The sequence below is a fragment of the Variovorax gracilis genome, assembly GCF_030317115.1.
Taxonomy (GTDB): Bacteria; Pseudomonadota; Gammaproteobacteria; order Burkholderiales; family Burkholderiaceae_C; genus Variovorax; species Variovorax gracilis.
In genome coordinates, this window is record NZ_JASZYF010000023.1 from 66603 (window position 1) to 86459 (window position 19857).

General features: G+C 67.1%; 18 protein-coding genes and 1 pseudogene. 8 read left to right on the forward strand and 11 right to left on the reverse strand.

Annotated features, from left to right (window positions below):
* The first annotated feature begins 600 nt into the window (after positions 1–600).
* Positions 601–936 (forward strand): cupin domain-containing protein, encoded by a 336-nt coding sequence (locus QTH97_RS28220; protein WP_286571842.1) that lies wholly within the window; start codon positions 601–603, stop codon positions 934–936.
* 101 nt (positions 937–1037) lie between these two features.
* On the opposite strand, the gene QTH97_RS28225 is transcribed toward QTH97_RS28220, so the two are convergent.
* Entirely contained in the window at positions 1038–1382 is a 345-nt protein-coding gene (locus tag QTH97_RS28225) for a DUF3606 domain-containing protein (protein ID WP_286571843.1), read from the reverse strand.
* On the opposite strand from QTH97_RS28225, the gene QTH97_RS28230 reads away from it, so the two are divergent.
* Together QTH97_RS28230 and QTH97_RS28235 are read left to right on the forward strand one after the other, a co-directional pair.
* On the forward strand, positions 1381–2001 hold the full coding sequence (locus tag QTH97_RS28230) for an ATP-dependent DNA ligase (protein WP_286571844.1): 621 nt from the start codon (positions 1381–1383) through the stop codon (positions 1999–2001). The two genes, QTH97_RS28225 and QTH97_RS28230, sit on opposite strands and share 2 nt — an antisense overlap.
* 26 nt (positions 2002–2027) lie before the next feature.
* Positions 2028–2978 carry an LbetaH domain-containing protein gene (locus tag QTH97_RS28235; RefSeq protein WP_286571845.1) on the forward strand — a complete coding sequence of 317 codons (951 nt, stop codon included), beginning with the start codon at positions 2028–2030 and terminating at the stop codon, positions 2976–2978.
* A gap of 417 nt (positions 2979–3395) precedes the next feature.
* Here QTH97_RS28235 and QTH97_RS28240 read toward each other — a convergent pair whose 3' ends face one another.
* Together QTH97_RS28240 and QTH97_RS28245 are read right to left on the reverse strand one after the other, a co-directional pair.
* On the reverse strand, positions 3396–3815 hold the full coding sequence (locus QTH97_RS28240) for a YbaN family protein (RefSeq protein ID WP_286571872.1): 420 nt from the start codon (positions 3813–3815) through the stop codon (positions 3396–3398).
* A complete protein-coding gene (locus tag QTH97_RS28245) occupies positions 3815–4141 on the reverse strand; it encodes a hypothetical protein (RefSeq protein ID WP_286571846.1) in 327 nt (108 codons plus the stop codon). The genes QTH97_RS28240 and QTH97_RS28245 overlap by 1 nt, the downstream gene beginning before the upstream one ends.
* A gap of 656 nt (positions 4142–4797) precedes the next feature.
* Between QTH97_RS28245 and QTH97_RS28250 the strand changes: the two genes are divergently transcribed.
* The gene (locus QTH97_RS28250) at positions 4798–6270 is read left to right on the forward strand and encodes a sensor histidine kinase (RefSeq protein WP_286571847.1); all 1473 of its coding nucleotides are present in this window, start codon (positions 4798–4800) and stop codon (positions 6268–6270) included.
* Positions 6271–6437: 167 nt separating this feature from the next.
* Here the strand turns inward: QTH97_RS28250 and QTH97_RS28255 are convergent, their stop codons facing one another.
* Positions 6438–6950 carry a response regulator transcription factor gene (locus QTH97_RS28255; RefSeq protein ID WP_286571848.1) on the reverse strand — a complete coding sequence of 171 codons (513 nt, stop codon included), beginning with the start codon at positions 6948–6950 and terminating at the stop codon, positions 6438–6440.
* A gap of 361 nt (positions 6951–7311) precedes the next feature.
* On the opposite strand from QTH97_RS28255, the gene QTH97_RS28260 reads away from it, so the two are divergent.
* Positions 7312–7539, forward strand: coding sequence for a hypothetical protein (locus QTH97_RS28260; protein ID WP_286571849.1), 228 nt, complete (start codon positions 7312–7314; stop codon positions 7537–7539).
* 121 nt (positions 7540–7660) lie between these two features.
* Here the strand turns inward: QTH97_RS28260 and QTH97_RS28265 are convergent, their stop codons facing one another.
* The 5 genes from QTH97_RS28265 to QTH97_RS28285 all read right to left on the reverse strand — a co-directional run bounded on the left by QTH97_RS28265 (position 7661) and on the right by QTH97_RS28285 (position 14235).
* Complete coding sequence (locus QTH97_RS28265; protein WP_286571850.1) at positions 7661–8950, reverse strand: phospholipase D-like domain-containing protein; 1290 nt, start codon at positions 8948–8950, stop codon at positions 7661–7663.
* Between the two features lie 416 nt (positions 8951–9366).
* Positions 9367–10158 (reverse strand): transglutaminase-like domain-containing protein, encoded by a 792-nt coding sequence (locus tag QTH97_RS28270; RefSeq protein WP_286571851.1) that lies wholly within the window; start codon positions 10156–10158, stop codon positions 9367–9369.
* 191 nt (positions 10159–10349) lie between these two features.
* Positions 10350–12893, reverse strand: coding sequence for a cbb3-type cytochrome c oxidase subunit I (locus QTH97_RS28275; protein ID WP_286571852.1), 2544 nt, complete (start codon positions 12891–12893; stop codon positions 10350–10352).
* Positions 12890–13837: a cytochrome c oxidase subunit II gene (locus tag QTH97_RS28280; protein WP_286571853.1), complete on the reverse strand. Its 948-nt coding sequence runs from the start codon at positions 13835–13837 to the stop codon at positions 12890–12892. Before QTH97_RS28280 ends, QTH97_RS28275 begins: the two co-directional genes overlap by 4 nt.
* Entirely contained in the window at positions 13834–14235 is a 402-nt protein-coding gene (locus tag QTH97_RS28285; protein WP_286571854.1) for a c-type cytochrome, read from the reverse strand. Before QTH97_RS28285 ends, QTH97_RS28280 begins: the two co-directional genes overlap by 4 nt.
* Before the next feature lie 79 nt (positions 14236–14314).
* On the opposite strand from QTH97_RS28285, the gene QTH97_RS28290 reads away from it, so the two are divergent.
* A complete protein-coding gene (locus QTH97_RS28290; RefSeq protein ID WP_286571855.1) occupies positions 14315–15187 on the forward strand; it encodes a c-type cytochrome in 873 nt (290 codons plus the stop codon).
* A gap of 110 nt (positions 15188–15297) precedes the next feature.
* Positions 15298–15915 (forward strand): DUF4142 domain-containing protein, encoded by a 618-nt coding sequence (locus QTH97_RS28295; RefSeq protein ID WP_286571856.1) that lies wholly within the window; start codon positions 15298–15300, stop codon positions 15913–15915.
* 151 nt (positions 15916–16066) lie between these two features.
* On the opposite strand, the gene QTH97_RS28300 is transcribed toward QTH97_RS28295, so the two are convergent.
* Positions 16067–16384, reverse strand: a complete 318-nt coding sequence (locus tag QTH97_RS28300; RefSeq protein ID WP_286571858.1) for a hypothetical protein — start codon at positions 16382–16384, stop codon at positions 16067–16069.
* Positions 16385–16545: 161 nt separating this feature from the next.
* Positions 16546–17520, reverse strand: a pseudogene (locus tag QTH97_RS28305) (DUF72 domain-containing protein).
* Between the two features lie 665 nt (positions 17521–18185).
* On the opposite strand from QTH97_RS28305, the gene QTH97_RS28310 reads away from it, so the two are divergent.
* Positions 18186–19655, forward strand: coding sequence for a patatin-like phospholipase family protein (locus QTH97_RS28310; RefSeq protein WP_286571859.1), 1470 nt, complete (start codon positions 18186–18188; stop codon positions 19653–19655).
* Positions 19656–19857: the final 202 nt, after the last annotated feature.

The window sequence follows — 19857 nt, forward strand, 5'->3', positions numbered from 1 at the left end:
CGGGAGCCAGTCACGGCGATCGCGAAAGATCAGGAACGCGGGTGCCGACAGAACTTCCCGCCGCGACGCCTCCCCGTCGCGTTGTCATCCTTGAGGGGCTGAGCGCAGCTGTCGGTGCGAACCTGGCGCCGGAGCGATCATTCGATTGTCCATCTCGGCCTTTCCTGCACCTACCTGCGGCTCGCATCCCAGAGCACAAAGATGAGCGCAACCCAGCCCACAGCGACGAGGCAGGACAACACGACGATCGCTCTGGAAAGCCATTTCATCGCCGTAATGGTAGGGATCCCACCGCGTCTCATAGGGGAAGTTGTGACGAAAGGCCTTCAGCCGCGGGCAGGCGGGTGGCTCCTCGTGATGGACATCGGGGTCGCATGCGCGGACGCCGCCTCGGGCCAGGGGTTCCCGAAGGTCTGGGTCGAAGCCGCCGCACGCCGCCCCGCCTTCCACGGTGCCGACGGCAGCCTGCGGCCGTTGCGAGCCTGGCGCGCAAGTGGACCGAGGGGGTGCCTGAGCCATCATCAAAGGGGTTGCCTCCCTTGTGACACGCGAGCCGCTTGCGGTCTGGACAGCGCGCGCCCGCCTTGCCACACTGTCGCCATGGCCATCCCCCACGCGTCATCCGGTCAGGTCGTGGACCTTGATGTGCTCGACGCCGAAGCATCAGAGACCTGCGCCGTCGTGAAGGACGGCGACATCGAGATCATGTGGCTGGTCCTGCCGGGCGGCAAGCAGATCCCTTCGCACGCCGTTTCCACGTCGATGACCTTGCAGTGCGTGCGCGGACGGGTCGAGGTGCTGGTGGACGGCATCACGAAGGTGCTGGCGGCTGACCAGGTCATGTACATCGCCAGCGGGTTGCCGCACGGCTTTCATGCGCTGGAAGAGAGCAGGATCCTGGTGACGTTGGTGCTGCCGGCCAGCCGTACCGACTGAGCGAGGCAGGGCGCTGGCCGAGCGCATCGGCCTCGCCCCGATCAGTAGCACCTGACGACTTCGCTGGGGCCCGCTTGGTCGGCTTGCGAGCTCCTTGCCCGTCATGCCGCCCTGGTGGTCAATGCTTCCGAAGGTACTCGCGCACACCTTCTGGGCGCTGTCGCCGACGACCGCGACGGCTTGAGCTGCTGCTCGGTGACGCCGAGCGACTCGGTCCAGCTGCGCACCTCGTGCGACTCCTTCAACGCGATGCGTTGGCGGTCCTGGCCGGTCTTCTTGGGATCGTCAGACCCGAGCGTCCCCTGCGATTGTGAGTCGAAGCGCGGCTCAGCCCGCGCCATGGACTGGATACGGTTCACCCCCATGCCGTCGATCGACCATTGCCCTTTATGCTCCTTTTCCTGACAGCAAGAGCCCAGGTCCTGTGGGAACGTATGCTGATTCATGGAACTCCACGACTTCCCGCCGATGCTGTTCATCGAACGTCCGCTGCCTTTCGACGCCCCGGGATGGGTGTGGGAGATCAAGCTCGACGGATGGCGCATGACCGCGATGTTCGGTGACGGGCACTGCCGACTGCGCACGCGCAACGGTGCCAACGCCACGGCCTGGTTCCCAGAGGTTGCCAGCAGTCTCGCGCGGGTACCGGGCGGTCCCTACATCGTCGACGGGGAGGTCTGTGTCTTCGACGATCTGGGTCGCAGCAACTTCGACCGACTACAGAAGCGGGGGCTGCGCAAGCGCTGGGTCGAGGGTGGCGATCATGTCGGCTACGCCATCTTCGACATCATGGTCGACCATCGCATCAACGTGCTCAACTTGGAGCTCCTGCAGCGCAAGGCCATCCTGGGTGAACTCCTGGACCCCTGCCCCGACCACGTGCTCACGGTCGGGTATTTTGATTCCGACGTCGAGCGTGTCTTCGACGACGCCGTGCTCGGCCTGGAACTTGAGGGCCTGGTCGCCAAGAAGGCGGACAGCCGCTACTTTCCGGGCGGAAGATCGCGCGACTGGGTGAAAGTGAAGCGCAAGGGCGCCGTGTCAGCGCAGCGGTCCGAGCCGTAGAGAAGTGGCCGTGGCGATTCATCCCCATGACTCTTGATCACGCAAGACAAGCAATGAGGACGGCCATCAAGATGGCCCTGCCCTATGGGATGGTTCGTGCTGTCCAGATGTCGCGTGAGCGCAGGCAACTCCTTGCTGTCCTCGATCAGGCTTCGGGCACTCTCACGCGCCTGGCAGGCCAGGTCGACGCGCTCGAGGCCGAGCGCCGTCGACGCGACGAGCTTGCGCGAGCGGCTTCCGAGGCGGACGCCGCTGCACTGGCAGCACGGCTGGAAACGGAGCGCGAAGCCTTCGGGCGCAATGAAATCGTGGTGAACGGAAAGCGCATCCATTCAAGGGCAGAAGCGCCACTGATCGATTTCCAGATCGACGGCCACGACAATGCCATCCTGATCCACCCGCCCACAGGGCCCGGCACCCTTCACGTCGCCACTCGACCCGGCACGGTGGGGTGCCGACTCGAGTTTGGCGCCGCCAACCGAATCGCTTCAAACGTCTTCGTGACCTTCTTCGAGAGCGGCGGAAAATGCGCCAGGGAATCGATTGTCAGCATTGGAGATGGCAACTGGTTCAACGGCAACGTGCACGTCCTTGCCGGAATATCCCCGTCCACTGTGGTCCGCATCGGCAGCGAGAACCTTTTTGCTGACAACATCCAGATTGTGGGAGCCGTCGAACATCTGACCTACAACGTTGCGTCCATGGCCCGAGAGAGCATCGAGCACGGCGTCAGGATTGAGGACCGCGTATGGGTGTGCAAGGACGTACTGATCTACAACAAGTCAGAGATCGCGTCTGACAACGTGGTGGCCGCACGCGCCGTGACCAATAAGAGGTTCGACGAGAGCAACACGATCATTGCGGGCTCTCCAGCCAAGGTCACGAAGCGCGGGATCCGGTGGCACCTCAACACCACGGACGACTATCTGTCTGGCGTTGGTCCGCTGGAGGCTTCGAGGCCCAGCGCTACGACGTAGACCCTGTGTCGAGCGCGCCATGCCCGCCGTCGTTGTCGCCGTCGCCGCCCAGCGGCTCGCGCGACCGGCTTTCCCGTCCAAGCGCCGCGCGAGCCCTCGACAAAATGGCTCGAGCCATTGAAGAGGCCTGTCTGCGGGACTAGGACTACCATGGGTTGCGCACCGTGTGGTGCGCCGAGCCACAACGCCCGCAGGGGCGGACAGTTGCCACGTGCCAGGAGACGGACTTCAGCGGCACGCTCCATCGTGCCTTTGCGGATGAGCCTCAGTCGCATGCGGCGGGATCGATCGCGTGGCCGCCTTGACTCGCTCGAGGCCGCACTTGCGTCGGGCCAGTCCTTGACCGAAGCGCTAAGGATCCTTGGGGCGGTCGCTCGGCGTTCCGATCGCGGAACCCCTCCGGACGAAGGTCGAGGGTCATGGTGGCCGGCTTCTCCCGTCAACGGCGCCCGCCAACGGCGGCGGCGGCTCGGGACGCGCCCACAGCCAGGCAGCCACGAGCACCATGCACAGCGGCACGGCAACCCGGGCGGCGGAGGGCACGGGCAGGAACTGCACCAAGATCGCACTGCCCAGCATCCCGATGCTGGCCGCCCATTTGGCGCTGCGCGGCACGAAGCCGCCCTCGCGCCATTGACGGACATGCACCCCGTAGCGCGGATGTCCGACCAGCCACGACTCCAGCGCCGGCCAGCCATGCCCCGCGGCCCAGGCGGCGACCAGCACGAAAGGCACTGTCGGCATGACCGGCAGGAAAATGCCCACCAGTCCAAGCAGCAGGCACAGCACGGCCAACGTGCGCCACAGCAATCGCGTGAAGACGGCGCGCAGGTGCATCACGCCGTCGATCCTTCGGGGCGGACAGGTGAACGGGGCGTGGGGGGCCAAGGCTTGCCGCCCGTGGCGACGGTGCCATGCGCGGTCTCGAGGTGAACGGGCCTTCCAGCGCGCCCGCGACCAAGAGCCGTCGCGATCGATTCGATGCGATGGAAGTGCGCTTCGCATGCATTCACAGGGGAATCCGGACCCGGCCTCGCGCCGAAGACATCGGGCAGGGCCTCCTCCGAAACGTCAGCGAGGACCCGCGGCCCGTCGACGCCCTGCGGACGGATCACGAACCGCACGGTGCCCAACTCAAAGCAATGCATCGCCTCGCGCTTCATCGTCATCTCCTGATGCTGTTGCTCGTCACCTTGTCTCGCCCGTCCGAGGTCCGTCGTGGGAAGACGTTGTCGCCGCGTGTGGGCGAGCGCCTTCTCGATCGCCAGCGCCGCTCACCTCCCACGCGCTTGCGTGCGATGCGGCACTGTCGTGACATGGCCACTGCCGAAACAATGCAGTCAGGGCGTTCACGTATTCGCGAATGCCCGTTCAGGCCCCTGCATGGTCCGCCCCGAAGGGTGCAGTGTGACACTCAGGATCCGAGCGGTGAATCCGGGGCGACTGCGGCGGCAGCGCACCGGCCGGCCGCACGAACGGGTGATGGTCTCCTCCGGGGCCGTTGAACCCGCGCTGGCGTGTCTCGACCGGTGCGGTCGCGACCTGGCGCAAGGACGCGCATGGTGGGCAGCGCCGCAAGGGGCGCGCCGCCCCAGTGGCGTGCGGTGGCGCACCCCGGGCTCGAAGCCCGGCCCTGGCGTGCAGCGGCAGCCGAGGGCGGCGATGAACGCACGGCAGCAGCGGCCACGCAACGTCCGGTTGTGCAGTTGTTCTCGTTGGCCCGCTGATTTGCAGTCCAGGCCTCGGGCGGCTGAAAGTTCCGCAAGAATCCGGCAATTCCCCCCACTCGCCTTCTCCGTTGTTCCATTCATCTCACACATTGCGCCAAGGCCTCGAGGCCGACGCGCTGTCCAAGGGGGCGATTCGCACTGTCCCCACTGACCGCGACGCGGATTCTGCGCGCACCGATCCCGGGGCCGGCATTCCTCCCGGCGTGATCGTGCCGGCACGACTGCAAGCCATCCATCAAGCGCTCTTCGACAGCTTTCTCGAGGACACGGTTTTCCGCCAACTCGTCAGCGGTGGACTGATGCTCCTGCTTGCGGTCTTCTGCTGGAGCTACGAGGCGTCTGGTTTCCTCATGGTCTGGCTGCTGATCGGCCTGGGGACGGTGAGCCATCGTTCGCGGTGCGAGCGCGCCTACCGGAACGAGGCGCTGCCGTTGGACGCCCCCAGGAGGCGGACGGACTTTGTGCGCCGCATGGTTCCCGTCTACACGGTCCAGGGTGCGGTCTGGGGCGCGTCCCTGCTGTTCTTCTTCGATCGCATCGAGCCTTACAGCCAGTTCGCGTGCTGGCTCATTCTCGCGTGCGTCGCCTCCGCCCCGCTCACCAGCGTGGCGCTGGTTCCGCGGCTCCTGCGCGCTTACACGAACTCTCTGTTCCTGGTCCTGCTGGGCTGCCTGATCACCACCGTCGCCCTGCGGTCCGGCGCGCTGCGCGACGTGAACGTGCTGTTCTTGGCCTTGCCCGTGTTTCATTGGTGGCTGCTGGCGCGCTATGGCCGCTTCATCTTTCGTCGGCAGGCGGCGCAATTCGGCGAACGGTACGACCTGACGGTGAGGGAAAAGGAGGCTCAGGCCGCGATCGGCATGAAGAACCGCTTCCTCGCGGCGGCCGCTCATGATCTGCGCCAACCGGTCAGCGCCCTGTCGCTGTACGCCGAATTTCTCCTGGAGAGCCCCGAACTGCACCTCGAACTGGCGCCCAAGATCGCGAGCGCCACGCTCGCGGTGAAAAACCTTTTCGAATCCCTCTTCGATCTCGCCTCCCTGGACAGCGGTCAGATCCTGCTCGACGTCGAAGAGGTTCCGCTGAGGGCGGTTCTGGAGGGGCTGCGCGTACAGTTCGAGCCGCTGGCGGCAGCGAGCAAGGTCGAACTGCGGGTGCGGCATTCGGATGCGACCCTCGTGACGGATGTCGTGCGCTTGCGACGGATGGCCGGCAACATTCTGTCGAATGCAATCAAGTACAGCCCGGCCGGAACCAAGGTCCTTCTCGCCGCGCGCGTGCACGCACGCCAAGTACGCATCGAGGTCTGGGACCAGGGGCACGGCATCGGTCACGACGACCTGGGCAAGATCTTCGAGGAGTTCTATCGGGTCGACCGGCCCGAACTGCCGTCGGTCGAAGGCGTCGGACTCGGTCTTTCGATCGTGTCGCGCCTGTCACACGTCCTGAAGACCCGCATTTCGGTCGACTCGCGCGTCGGCCGCGGCACCCGCTTCCGCCTCGAACTGAACGACCTCGACCAGGCCGACGCACGCCATGCGGCTTCGCGCGACGTCGGTTGACGGCACCATCCGTCGCGGATCACGTCCCGCCCGGCGACGAGCAAAAGACGCCGCCAGTGCGGGCGACCTGCTCACCGTTCATTCGTCGGGGCAGCGGGCGACCCCGCACGGGCGAGAAAACGCGGACGCATCATTCTCGGACCGGCGCCGTCGAGCCTGCAGCGGGCTCATCGTACGGGGGCTTCGGTCTCGGCCCACCCGTTGCCATGCGGATCGTCGGCGTCCAGGAGAATGAAGGCGTGGACCAGCGCAGGCACGGAATCCACGGCCAGCTTCTTCAACGCGGACGCTCGATGGTTCTTCACGGTGCGCTCGGCGATGCCGAGTTCTTCGGCGATGTCCCGGTTTCGATGGCCCTGGCAGACAGAGCGCGCGACCCACTGTTCCTCATAGGTCAGGGAGGCATATCGTTTCTTCAGCGATGCGAGCCTGGATGCCCGGTCGCTTTGCCTGCGGGTGCGCGCAATGGCCGTGTCGATGGCGTCGCACAGCACCTGCTGCGCGACCGGCAGGAGGAGGAAATCCGAGACCCCCTTCTTCATCGCCGCGATGACGTCGGCAGGGTCCGGCCGCGTGGCGAGGACCACGACGGCGACTGCGTCGGCGCTCGTGCGCGCCAGCAGGACGGGAAGCGCGTCCAGGTTGCCCGGGACATCGAGGTCGACGAGAACGCAGCCCACCTCGGGACCCCCATGCCGTTGCTGCTCGCCCCCTGCGTGACAGTTTTCGCATGCCCGCACGCGATGCCCCGCTCGACGAAGCGATCGCGAGAGCGGCCCGGGAACTGCAGTCGGCCCTATCCATTGCACAACAGCCATCACCCCTCCAAGGAAATAAGCGGGTCCGCACCGGGGCCCGGACGCCGCCTGCGTTGCGAGACGGAATCATCCATCGCCAGCCCGACACTGGCACGGTCCAGCGGCGAGGAAACTGCCGATTGACAGCTGCTTCAGGGGATGGTGGCGCGCGGTAGCCATCGTTGCACTTGCGCCCGGGAGGCGGATATCCGTTGTTGCGCCCCCGTTGGCGGTATCGTGAGCCATGACGATCCGTGTGGAGTGCCGCGACGGCGATCGCGATGCGCCCGAACCTCATGCCTTCTGGCTCGGCGTGCGCCGCGTGGCCGTGCTTCGCATCGTGGATCGCTGGTTCGGGCCCGCCCAGTGCTGGTTCCGCGTGGAGGCCGACGATGGCCATCTGTACGTTCTTCGGTGGGACGAAGCAACGCAGGATTGGGAACTGGCCGCCTTCACGACGGGGACCGGTTGAGTCCAGCTGGACGGCCACCCCAGGACGTCTCACGCATGCGCGCGGGGGCCCGCCGGGCTGCCTTCCGACGTGGCGACGGGTCGCCGGCGCGCGAAACACCGGAAGGGTCGTCCCCCGTTCATCACAGCACCTCATTGAACACGTACAGCATGTTGTCCTTGCAGCGGTGCCAGATGCCGCGGCGCGCCCACGCGGCGGCATTGAGCTCCACGCATTCGGCCATGTCGCGCACGAAGATCTGTTCGAGCCGCTTCGCCAATGCCGGGTCGAGCAGCCCCAGCGTGATCTCGTCATTGGTCTCGAAGGAGCGATCGTCAAAGTTGCTCGACCCGATCGCGCACCAGACACCGTCGATCGCCATGACCTTTTGATGCAGCAGGCAGGTCTGGTACTCGAAGATGCGCACGCCGCCGGCCAGCAGCAGGTGAAAGTTGCGGTGAGCCGCGTGTTGCACCATCGGCATGTCGGAGGCTTCTGCGGAGGGCACCATCACGCGCACATCCACGCCACGCCGCGCCGCCGTGCACAGGGCGTCGATGGCCTCGCTGTCCGGCAGGAAGTAGGGGTTCTGGATGTAGATGCGCTGGCGCGCCACGCAGACGACCAGATGATGAAGGATCTTCACGGCCGGTGGCGAGCCTTCGGCCTTGATGCTCGCCACGTGGACGGGTGTGCCGCCTTCGGGTGCGAGCGGCGGGAAGACCGCGTCGCCGACGAACAGCTCGCCCGTGTCCTCCACCCAGTTTTCGCTGAACGCGGCTTGCACCGCGTGCACGGCAGGTCCGCGCACGCGCACGCCGATGTCACGCACGTTGTCGCGGCCCTGTGCCTTGCACAGCCATCCGTCGACGATGCAATGCCCGCCCACCAGCGCCACGCGCCCGTCGATCACCGCGAGCTTGCGATGATCGCGATCGTTGAAGACACCGATGTGGCGGATGTGACGGGGGTGGTGAAATTCGAGACGGCAGCCCGCCTCGCGCAGGCGGCGCGCGGCATCGTGTCCCATCTTCTTGCCGCCGTCGGCATCGATCAGCACGCGCACCGGGACGCCGGCACCGCTGCGTTCGATGAGTGCATCCGCCAGGCGCCGGCCCAGCACGCCATCCTTCCAAAGGAAGGTCTCGAAGTGGACGGAGCAGCGCGCGCCACGGATCTCCTCGAACAGGGCTTCGAAGAAGGCGCCGTCCTCGAGCAGCTCGATGGCGTTGCCTTCATAAACCGTGCCTTGCGTCAAGCCGGACAGCGACGGCAGCAACTCGCCGATCGGCCGGTCGCAGTCGATCGCGAGCTTGGGATCGCGGTGGCGTCGGATCGACCAGATCACCAACACCAGCACAGCGACCAGCAGCAACAGCGCCAGTGCGAGCCATGTGGGCCAACCCGCCGTGGACAGGACATCGACGCGCACAGGCCACCTTCGCGGAGTTGGGACGCGGCATCGTAGCCGCGATCCACCGCGGATGGATGGACGGGTTGCTGGGGCTTGCCGATGTCAGGGCGAGGCCGGCGCGCCACGCGTCGTGAAGCGAAGAAGCGCCGCCCGCGCCCGTATCCCACCTCCGCTTCGCGACCGCCCAGCGGGTCAGCCCTTCGAATGCGGCGCCGCCGCGGGCGCGGTGAGCGGCACGCGGGCGCGCAGACTCACCGCCTCGCTCCGCGAGGGCATGGCGCTTGCCGCCATCTTGCGATCCCAGCGTGCGGCGTCGTCGGTCGCAGCGCCGTTCCGATGGCTCAGGATCCGGCAGGGAAGTGAGCCCGCGCCCGCGGTCCGTCAGGGCCACCCGGGATCGCGGCCGCCGCGCGCACCGCGTTCGCAACGCCCGCTTACGGGGCGGCTCCAAGCCGGTGCACCGTGACCTTCATCTCGCCGATTTCGAGGGGGCCATAGTTGGACAGAAAGGCGACATCGGCTGCGTCGCGCCCATAGGCCACGACGATCCGGCCGCCGCGCGCCTCGCCCTGCGTCGCATCGAAGGTGTACCAGCGCCCGCCGACATAGGCCTCGAACCAGGCATGCAGGTCCATCGGGTCGAGTTCGTATAGGTAGCCCACCACCATGCGGGCCGGGATGCGGAGCGCGCGGCACAGCGCGACTCCAATGTGTGCGAAGTCGCGGCACACGCCTGAACCGGCATCGAGCGTGTCGAGCGCGTCCGTACTGCCGTCGCTCACGCCGTACTTGTATTCCACGTGCTCATGGATCCACGCGCGGATGGCCTCCACCTGCGGATAGCCGGGCGCCGCCCCGCGGGTGATGTCCCTTGCCGTGGCCTCCATCTTGTCGGACGGACAGTAGCGGCTCTGAAGCAGGTAGACGAGCACGTCCGAAGGCAACGAAGCAATGGGCGTGACGCCGGCCTCCGGCGCGACGGCAATCTCGTCCTCGGTTTCCATGACGGTACTCACCTCAATGCGCATCTCGCCCGCCGGAATCGTCAGGCGCTGACAGAGGTTTCCGTACTGATCCACGTATTCGGTCGTCGGCACCCAGGGCCGCATTTCGTAGACCTCGCTCACCATCCACTGCGCTTCACCACTTCGCGGACGCATCATGGCGACCACCGGGCAGTCCTCGGTGGCCTTGACCGTCATCTTGCATTCGGCATGGATTCTCATGGGCGTCCTTCCTGACTGGGGAACACGTGGCGGGGGTGCGCCTCGGGCGATCGGCACACTCGTACGGATCGCCTCGCACATTGCATGCCCGACCTTCGGGCGGTCCGCGACCGCCCGCCGCGTCACAACCCCTCACGCGTCGCCGACCCTGGGCGTCGGAATGCCAGATGAAGGCATGCCTTCCGAGACCGTCAACCCATCCAACGCGGCACGAGGTGCACGAAGGACGCCGCAATCAAGCCTTGTGCGGCGACGCACCAGAACATCAACGCCGTGTTGTCCAACGTCGCGCGCGCGTCGGGCCTCAGCCGGCCGCTGCAGGAACGCGCGATCACATAGCCGCCCATCAGCAGCACGACCGCGACATGGAAGGCCTGGTAGCCCAGCAGCGCGCCGATGGTGGCGCTCCAGGCTTGGGCGGTCGGATCGAGCCTCGCGCGCAGGTGCCCGCCAAGGTCGAGCCCGAACGCCGCGGCCTGGCAGGCCATGGCAAGCGCCACCTGCGCGCGCAAGCCGCGCTGCCGTCGCGGCTCGCCGGCGTGCAGGGAGCGCGTCGCGGCTCTGATCAGCAGCACCGCGGCGGCCGCCCACAATGCAGACATCGAAGTCCATCCTGGCGCAGGCAACGCGGCGCCCGGCGGCGGGCAGATTTCGGTGGCCATCGAGACGTGCAGGTGAGCGAACAGGAACGACGCGAAGATCGTCATGTCCACGGCGATCAGCACGATCACCGCCCACCACGAATGCGAGGCGCGACCGACGGCGCCCACCGGCAGTCGAACGCCGTCGGCGACTTCGACCGTCGGCGCCGGCGGCGGCCGGTCCGAGCCCCAGAGCCAGTGCAGCACCGCACCGATCGCGATCAGGCCGCAGGCGAATGCCGGCCAGGTCCATGTGAGCGTCAACAGCAGGAAGAAGCCGGCCGTGCCGGCGGCCGCAAAGACGGGCGACCAGCCATCCGTGGGCAGGCGCAGCAGATGCAGCGGACGCGCGGCGACGACGCTCGTGACCAGGGTTTCGCGGCCGCCGAAGGCGGTGCCTGGAAGCCAATGGGCGCCGGCTTCGACCTGCCGTGCCAACGAGGGATCAGCCCACTGCGGATCGAGGGCCGTGATCTGCGGAATGCTGCGTACCCCGTAGTCGCGCGCGGGTAGCCATTCCAGCGTGGCGGCGCTCCACGGATTGCCGTGGTCCCGGGCGGGCAGGCGCAGGCGGCACACCGCATCGATCAGGAACAGCAGCACACCCGCGGCGAAGGCAAACGCGCCGATGGTGGACGTCAGGTTGAGGCCATTCCAGCCGAGGTCCGCGGGATAGGTGTAGACGCGTCGCGGCATGCCGAGCAGCCCGGTCAGGTGCATCGGAAAGAAGGCCAGGTTGAAGCCGGTGAACATGAGGCCGAACACCCAGCGGCCGCAGCGTTCGGACAGCCGATGGCCGTTGAAGGCCGGTGCCCAGTAGTAGAAGCCCGCGAACAGGGGGAACACCATGCCGCCGATCAGCACATAGTGCAGATGGGCCACGATGAAGTAGCTGTCGTGCGCCTGCCAGTCGAAGGGCGGCACGGCCACCATCACGCCCGTGAGGCCTCCCAGCACGAAGACGAAGTGGAAGCCCAGCAGGAACAGGGTCGGGGCATCGAGGCGGACGGTGCCGCGCCAGAAGGTGGCGATCCACGCAAAGACCTGAACGCCGCTGGGGATCGCGACGATGAAGCTCGCGGCGGAGACGATCACCATCGACATGTTGCCAAGGCCGGCGGTGAACATGTGGTGGGCCCAGAGCGCGAAGCTCACCACGCCGACGCCCACCAGCGCCGCCACGATGCCACGATAGGCGACCAGCGGCGTCGCGGCCAGGGTGGAGATCATCATCGACACCATGCCGGCCGCCGGCAGGAAGATGATGTAGACCTCCGGATGGCCGAAGAACCAGAACAGGTGTTGCCAGAGCAGCGGGTCGCCGCCGCGCCCGGCGATGAAGAAGGGCCAGTCGAAGGCCCGCTCCAGCTCCAGCAGCGTGGTGGCCGCGATCACCGCCGGGAAGGCGATGACGATCATCAGCGCGCTGACCAGCATGGCCCACGCAAACACGGGCATGCGCATCAGCGTCATGCCGGGCGCGCGCGTGAAAAGAATCCCGATGATCAGCTCGATCGCGCCCGCGATGGCCGAGATCTCGATGAAGCCGATGCCCAGCAGCCACCAGTCGGCGCCTCGCCCGGGCGAGAATTCCTTGCCGGTGAGCGGCGGGTACATGAACCATCCGCCATCGGGCGCCTCGCCGAAGAAGAGGGTGCAGAAGAAGGCGACGCCGCCGATCGCGTACGCCCAGAACGCGTAGGCAGACAGGCGCGGGAACGGCAGGTCGCGCGCCCCGAGCATTCCCGGCAACAGGTAGACGGCCACCGCCTCCACGATCGGGACGGCGAACAGGAACATCATCACGGTACCGTGCATCGTGAAGACCTGGGTGTAGGTCCCCGGTGCCAGCAGGTCGTTGCCCGGTACGGCGAGCTGGGTGCGCATGACCAGGCCCAGGATGCCGGCCAGGATGAAGAACAGCATCGCGGTCGCGATGTAGAAGGCGCCGATGTGGGTGTTGTTCACCGCCGAGAGCCGCCGCCATCCGGCCGGTGCGCGCCACGCTCGCTCGAGCGCCTCGCGTTCGCCGTCGGGACGCGGCAGGCGGGAGGGCAGGGGCGATGGCGGAGGCGTCAGGGCGGCAGCGGTCATTTCAGTTGCGAGAGCCAGCGGGCGATGGCCTGGAGGTCGGCATCGTCGATGCGCTGGTCCGACGACGGCATGTGCGCACCGGGCTTGATCTGCTGCGTGTGGGCGACCCATGCGGCCAGTTGCGGCGGCTCGTTGGCCACCGTGCCTGCACCCAGATAGAGGCGGCTGCCCACGTGCGTGAGATCGGGCCCCAGGCTGCGCTCCTCGCTCACCCCGCGCACGGTGTGGCAGGCATTGCAACGATGCGCGAGAAAGGCGTCGCGCCCGCGCACGACCGCAGCATCCGGTGCCCCGTCGGCGACCGTGGCCGGGCGTGCCTGTGTGGCCAGCCAGGCGTCGAAGTCAGCCGGCTCCTCGGCCACCACATGAAGGGCCATGCGCGCGTGCTGCTCGCCGCAGAATTCGGCGCACTGTCCCCGCCAGACGCCCGCGCGATGGGCGTGGAGCTGCAGGTGCTGGACACGGCCCGGAATCATGTCCATCTTGCCGGCCAGGGAGGGCACCCAGAAGCTGTGGATGACATCTGCGCTCGACAGCCCGATATAGACCGGACGTCCAGCCGGAATCCGCAGCTCATTCGCCGTCACGACCTCCGCGCCGGAGCGGGGGTCGCGATAGCGCACCTCCCACCACCACATGCGGGCCGTCACCCCGACGATCAGCGCCTCCTTCGGCGGGGCCACCCGCCATGGCGGCTTGTGCCACTCGCTGTAGACGAAAAGGGCCGCCAGCACGACCGCGGGGAAGGCGACACCGCCGCCAATGACCCAGCGACGCACCTTCACGCGGGCGCTGCGGCTTCGCAGCGCCAGGACCAGGAGTGCCATCATCGCGACGAAGATGAGCGAGGCGCCAGCGACCAGCACGCCGCTGACGCCCAGCAAGGTCTCGGCCACGGGCCCGGCCGCCCGCAGCGCGGATTGGGAGCCTTCGGCGCTGCTCATTCGAGCGTCATGAGATAGGCCGCCATGTCGCGCGCATCCCGCGCAGACACACCCATGGCCGGCATCGCCGTTGCCCGCACCAGTGCCGCCGGCTCGATGATCCATTGCGCCAGCGTCTCGGGTTGGTTGGGAAGGTGGCCGGCGATATAGCTGCGGCGACCGAACGCGGCCAGCGATGGACCGGACTGGGCCTGGGCCGCCGCGACACGAGGAATCGTGTGGCAACTGCCGCACTGGTACTGGGCAAGCAGCTGACGTCCACGCTCTGCCTGGGATGCGTCGGCATCGGCATGCGGCGGAGCGCGCTCACGCAGATCGCATCCGCATGCCAGGACCGCGAGTGCGCCCCAGGCCAGCCAGGCGGCGGGCGCGACGCGGCGGTGCGGCGAGTCGACCATGCGCCCAGTGTGCGGCGCAGGACGGGTTCTGCGCCGACAGGCCGCCGCCCTTGAGCGTCGGACAATGCCGCGAAAACCCATGGGAACCGCGAAGACCGTCGTGCTCACCCTCGCCACGCTCGGCCTGGTCGCAGCGGCAGGGGCGGTGGCGATCATCTACGGCGGGCTGTACAACGTGGCGGCCACCGAACAGCACCTGCAGCCCGTGTTCGCGGCGCTCGAAACGGCCATGCGGCAATCCGTGAGGCTGCGCGCTCGCCACATCCAGCCGCCCCCGCTCGATGACCCGGCACTGGTGCTGCGGGGTGCCGCCTGCTACAGCGCCAAGTGTGCCCAATGTCACGGCGGCCCCGGCGTGGCGCAGGAGGACATCGGCAAGAGCATGCAGCCCCTGCCGGGTCCGCTGGTGGACGCCCAACACCACTGGCGTGCGCGTGAGCTCTACTGGGTCACGAAGCACGGCATCCGCATGAGCGGCATGCCCGCATGGGAGTTCCGGCTGCCGGAGGAGGATCTCTGGGCGGTCGTCGCGTTCCTGCAGAAGCTGCCCGAGCTGACGCCCGCGCAGTACGCGGCCCTCACGTCGACCCGCTCGCCCGCAGCCGGCGAAGGTGCCGCGGCGCCACGCGCGTGGGCCTGCAGTCCACGCGGGGCGTCGTCGCCTGCGTTGCGCGTCGATCCCCGTCGCGGCGAAAGGGCGCTGTACCAGTATGCGTGCAATGCCTGCCACTCGATCCCGGGTATCACAGGATCACAACCGCAGGTGGGACCGCCGCTGGCCGGGATCGCGCGGCGCACGCTCATCGCCGGCAAGCTGAACAATACGCAGGAAAACATGGCTCGCTGGCTGCGCCACACGCGCGACATCGACCCATTGACCGGGATGCCGGACATGGGCGTGAGCGAACAGGATGCGGCGGATATCGCAGCCTACCTGGCGACGCTGGATTGAACGAGCCTCGCGCGCGAGATGCATCGCCTCGGTCGGAACGGCGGTCGACTGACAGGGACCATGGTCGCTGACGTACAGGTCGGCCGGGCACGGGCGACGATTCTCGAGGCATGAAGCACCTGTCCGCCGCACCGTTCGCCTCCATTTTTCTGCTCGTCTTGTCCGTTCTCACCGCGCTGCCAGCGGCGGCGGTCGACGACACCGAGCAGCCGAAACCCTCCCGGAGCATGACGTCGCCCGAAGCGCGCAACAACAATCCCGAGGGTGAAGGCCTGTCGAAGTCCGCCCCGTCCCGGCTCGGCAAGGCGGACCGCTCGTTCATGACCAAGGCGGCGGGCAACGGACTCTATGAAATCGAAGCGGCGACGCTGGCAGCGCGTCGCGCATCCAACCCGCACGTCAAGTCGTATGCCGCGACGCTGGTCCGGGACCACCAGCAGGCTCTGGAAGGACTCAAGCGGGTCGCCGTCGAACACAACTACCCCCTGCCGGACCATCTTGCGCCCGACCGGCGAAAGATGGTCGAGCGGCTCGACGCGTTGTCAGGCAAGGCGTTCGATCGGGCTTTTGTCCGCCAGGTGGGCATCCAGGGGCACGAGGCCGACATCCGGCTGTTTCAGCGCGCCGATCGAGCGACCCGCACCCCCGATCTGAAGGCATGGATCGAAAAGACGTTGCCCAGCTTGCAGGACCACCTGAAGCACGCGCTCGAACTCCAGGTCGGCTAGTCTGCAGTCGCGCGCGGTCAGGCACCCAAGGTTCATCGGACCAGCGGACACGCCGAGCCCCGCAGGCCCAGGACGGGGGTCGCAGCGAAGCGCCGTGCCCTTCTTCCGCAGGTCCATCGAGTCGAAGCCGCGAGGCGCCACAACGGGCCGGTCAAAGATTGCGCGAACCCACCGATCGACGGTCGCGCAAACGCCTGCGGACCCAGGCGGTGACCCCCCAGACCAGGACCGTGTTGATGAGGAGGCCGAGGGCGACGATCAATGACGCGCGATCCGCGAACCCCTCGCTCAGGTCCAGGAGCAGGAGAGCCAGTGACCACGGCAATGCACAGAGGATGGCCACCATGACCAGGAAGCTCTGTTCGCCCGGCCGCAGCGTGGCAGCGGCCAGGACCGCTGCCAGCGCCGACCATGCGCCTGAGAGCCACCAGGCGTGGCGGTACAGGAGCGGTGGGTGAGCGTCGATCATGGCCTAAATTGTGCGCTGCGCGCCCGGCGGGCGTGCGTGTCATTTCACACGCGCGGCCGATGCTTCGTGACCCCGTGGCGCGGCGCCCACAACAGGCGTAAGTTCCCGACGCCACCCTCTGCGTCCCAGGCAAGGTAGCGTCATAAGCCGGACGTCGTGCGTCAGGGCGCGACGGTCCGTGGCAGCGCTTGCGGAAACTGTCCGTGCGCATCGAGTCGAGACGGCAGGCCCAGCAGGGCGGCGAGGCGGGCGGCGTCGTACGGCGCGTGCACCTTCATGTCGTTGTCGAAGTAGCAGTAAACGTCGCGCTGCGCATGCTTCGGCGCGGCCCGCTTCGACACCCTGTGTGCGTCAGCGACCTGTTGGCCGCGCCGCCACGCGTCGATGCGTCGGGCCCAGTGCGCCAGGGCGTCGTCGTCGTAGCCGCTCGAGTACAGTTCCTTGTCGCCATGCAGGCGCACGTACACGAAATCGGCCGTGAGGTCCTCCATCAGCGGCCAGCGTCCGGCCGTATCCGCTACGACGAGCGCGATCCCGCGCCGGCGCAGCAGGGAGACGAATTCCGCATCGATGAAGCTGGGATGTCGCACCTCCACGGCGTGGCGAATCGGGCGACATGCCGTCGATCGCAGCCACGAGCGCCCCTGGACGCGCCGGTCATGCCGGCGGCCCAAGGCGCGCGCCTCGTCGGTATCCATGGGCAGCAATGAGAGAAACTCGTCGAGCTGCTGCGCGTCGAACCGCAGACTCGGAGGCAACTGCCACAGAATCGGCCCGAGCTTGTCGCCAAGCGCCAGAGGACCGGACGCGAAAAAGTTGGCCAGTGGCACACGCACATCCTTGAGCCGCAGCATGTGCGTCACCTAGCGGGAGCCCTTGAGCGCGAAGACAAAACCCGCCGCCGCCTCGTCGCGCCAGCTGCGGTAGGACGAGGGACGCTGCAGCGAATAGAAGGAGCCATTGATCTCGACCGTCGGAAACATGCGTGAGGCGAAGGCGAGGTCCTCGCGCTGCCTCAGCCCACACGGGTAGAACACGCCGCGCCACGGGGCGTAGCGCCAGCCCGAGATGCCGATGCGAACTTCGCCAGCGGTCTTCGTGTTGGCAGTCCTGGCGTTCACCTGTTCCCGAGGCATTCGATCCCTTCCTGAGACGGGACGCCGACCTGGGCGATGGCGCGGCGCAGCGGCTCCTCCGCGCCGCCCAGTGGATCGTCGCAGTCGAACGGCGGGTGCACAGGGGTAGCCTCTGGCGTCCACGCGATGAAAGGAGCACGGTTCACAGTCTCGCGCAAGCAGGCCTCCGCATGAATGGCCACTACCTTGAGCCCGCTGTCTCGGCGTCCTTGTAGGAGTCGAGCGCATGCAATCACCGGAAACCGGGGTCGGTCCTGCGCAGACAGTCGTTCCTCCAGGACCACCTCTTGGCGGTTGATCAGTCGTCCGGCGCGCGCTTCTCCGGGGGGCAAGGCGAGCGCCCGAAGCGGTCCCGCTCCATCGCGCCGCATTCCGACGCGTCAGGGGGAGTCCCCGTCTTGCGGCCTTTCGTCGTGAACGCGTGAACCGTCGGCCGACCACGGGCATCGACCCCGTCGTCGAGCGGCGCATGGCCCTGCCCCGGATGAAGCAAGCCGTCATCGATGCAGCGTGCACGCGGTGCTGTCGACACCGCAGCGTTTACCGGGTTGTCGGGGCAGGAGCGGCGATGTGTTCGGATCTTCCATGCCGATGGACGGGAAGCGCTTCCATCCCGCGGGGCGGGCTCGCGGGACCGTGTTCACACAGGCCAGCGGGATGCAGTCGTGTCCCTGCTGGCGATATATTGCCGCCTGCCTATGCTTCATTCATTCCGCGGGACGACCGCCTTTCCGATCTGGCTGCTCACGCTGGCCATGACGTTGACGATGGTGGGATGCAGCCATCCGCCTTACTTCCGCAACGAGCCGATCGAGCGGACCCAAGAAGCGGACGGCTATCGGGTGGAACAGGCGTTTTACGATCCGGACCAGGCCGAGGTCGCCATCGTGCTGGCGTTCTCCGGTGGCGGCTCGAGAGCGTCGGCACTGGCTTATGGCGTGCTGGAGGAACTGTCGAAGCACCGGGTCGCGGTGCGCGCAGGCGTGCGAAGGCTGCTGGACGAAGTGGATCTCATCTACGGCGTCTCAGGCGGCGCAGTGACGGCCGCCTACTTCGGCGCCTATGGCGACCGGATCTTCTCCGAGTTCGTCCCGAACTTCCTGAGTGTCGATTTCCAATGGGCTCTGGGCCGCGAGATCCTCAACCCGGTCGGATTGACACGGCTGCTCGACCCCGCGATCGGCCGCGGAGACATCCTCCAGGAGCGGCTTGACCAGGCGCTCTTCAAGGGGATCACCTTCGGGCAGATGCAAGGCCGACCCCGCGTGGTGCTTGGCGCCACGGATCTGAGCACTGGCGCAAGGTTCGAGTTCACTCAGAACTACTTCGACCTGCTGTGCTCGGACCTGTCATCGTTTCCTGTGGCGCGCGCGGTGGCGGCCTCGACGACGCTGCCGCTGTGGCTGGCGCCGATCACCCTGGACAATCACGCCGGGCAATGCGGCGACTCGGCGACCCGCGCACTCCAGGCGTCGATGAACCGCGGCAGTCCCGCCGATCAGTTGTTGCTCGAAGACATGATCCACTACACCGACGGAAGCGGACGTCCGCACATCCATCTGGTCGACGGCGGGCTTTCCGACAACCTGGGCATTCGAGGCCTGTTCGACCTCGAGACGCTGTCTCGTGGAGAGGCGCTGAGCTTGCCACCCACGAAAGTCCACATTCGTCGCTTCGTTGTCATCACGGTCAACGCCGCGACCGCCATGGGCAGCACGATCGACGAGAGTGCGGATATTCCGAACACCAACTCGGTCTTCAGCGCGCTGGTGGATCTGCCGATGGCGCGGAAGTCGCGCGAGACCGAGCTGTTGGTGGCGGACCTGAAACGGCGCCATGCCGAGGCTCTGCGAAATGCCAAGGAGGCAGGGCAACAGGGCATCGAGGACTACTACGCGATCAACGTGGCATTTCGCGGAGTCACCGACACGGTGCTGCGGCGTTCGCTGCTGTCGATGCCCACCACCTGGAAGCTCTCGCCCGAACAGATCGAGCTGCTGAGGAACGCCGGCGCCACGCTGGTGAGGCAATCGCCGGATTTCCAGCGCCTGCTGCGCGATATCGGCTCCGAGCGCCTCGCCACGCCCCAGCCGCGGGCGACGAACTCAACGGGCACATCGGTGCCGAAACCCTGAGCGACGGCTCCGAAATGCGCAAATTTAAAGCGGAGGAAACCGAGCCGTGGAAACGCATAGCGGTCAAGTCGAAGGTGCAGCAGGAATGAATCGAGCCCCTGCGTAGGCAGACCTGATGCGACCATGAGCCGTTCGGAGCTGTGAACGGCGAGCGCGGCTGCTGGGCATCGCCGCAGTGATCCGCAGCAAGGGGACGCAGGTA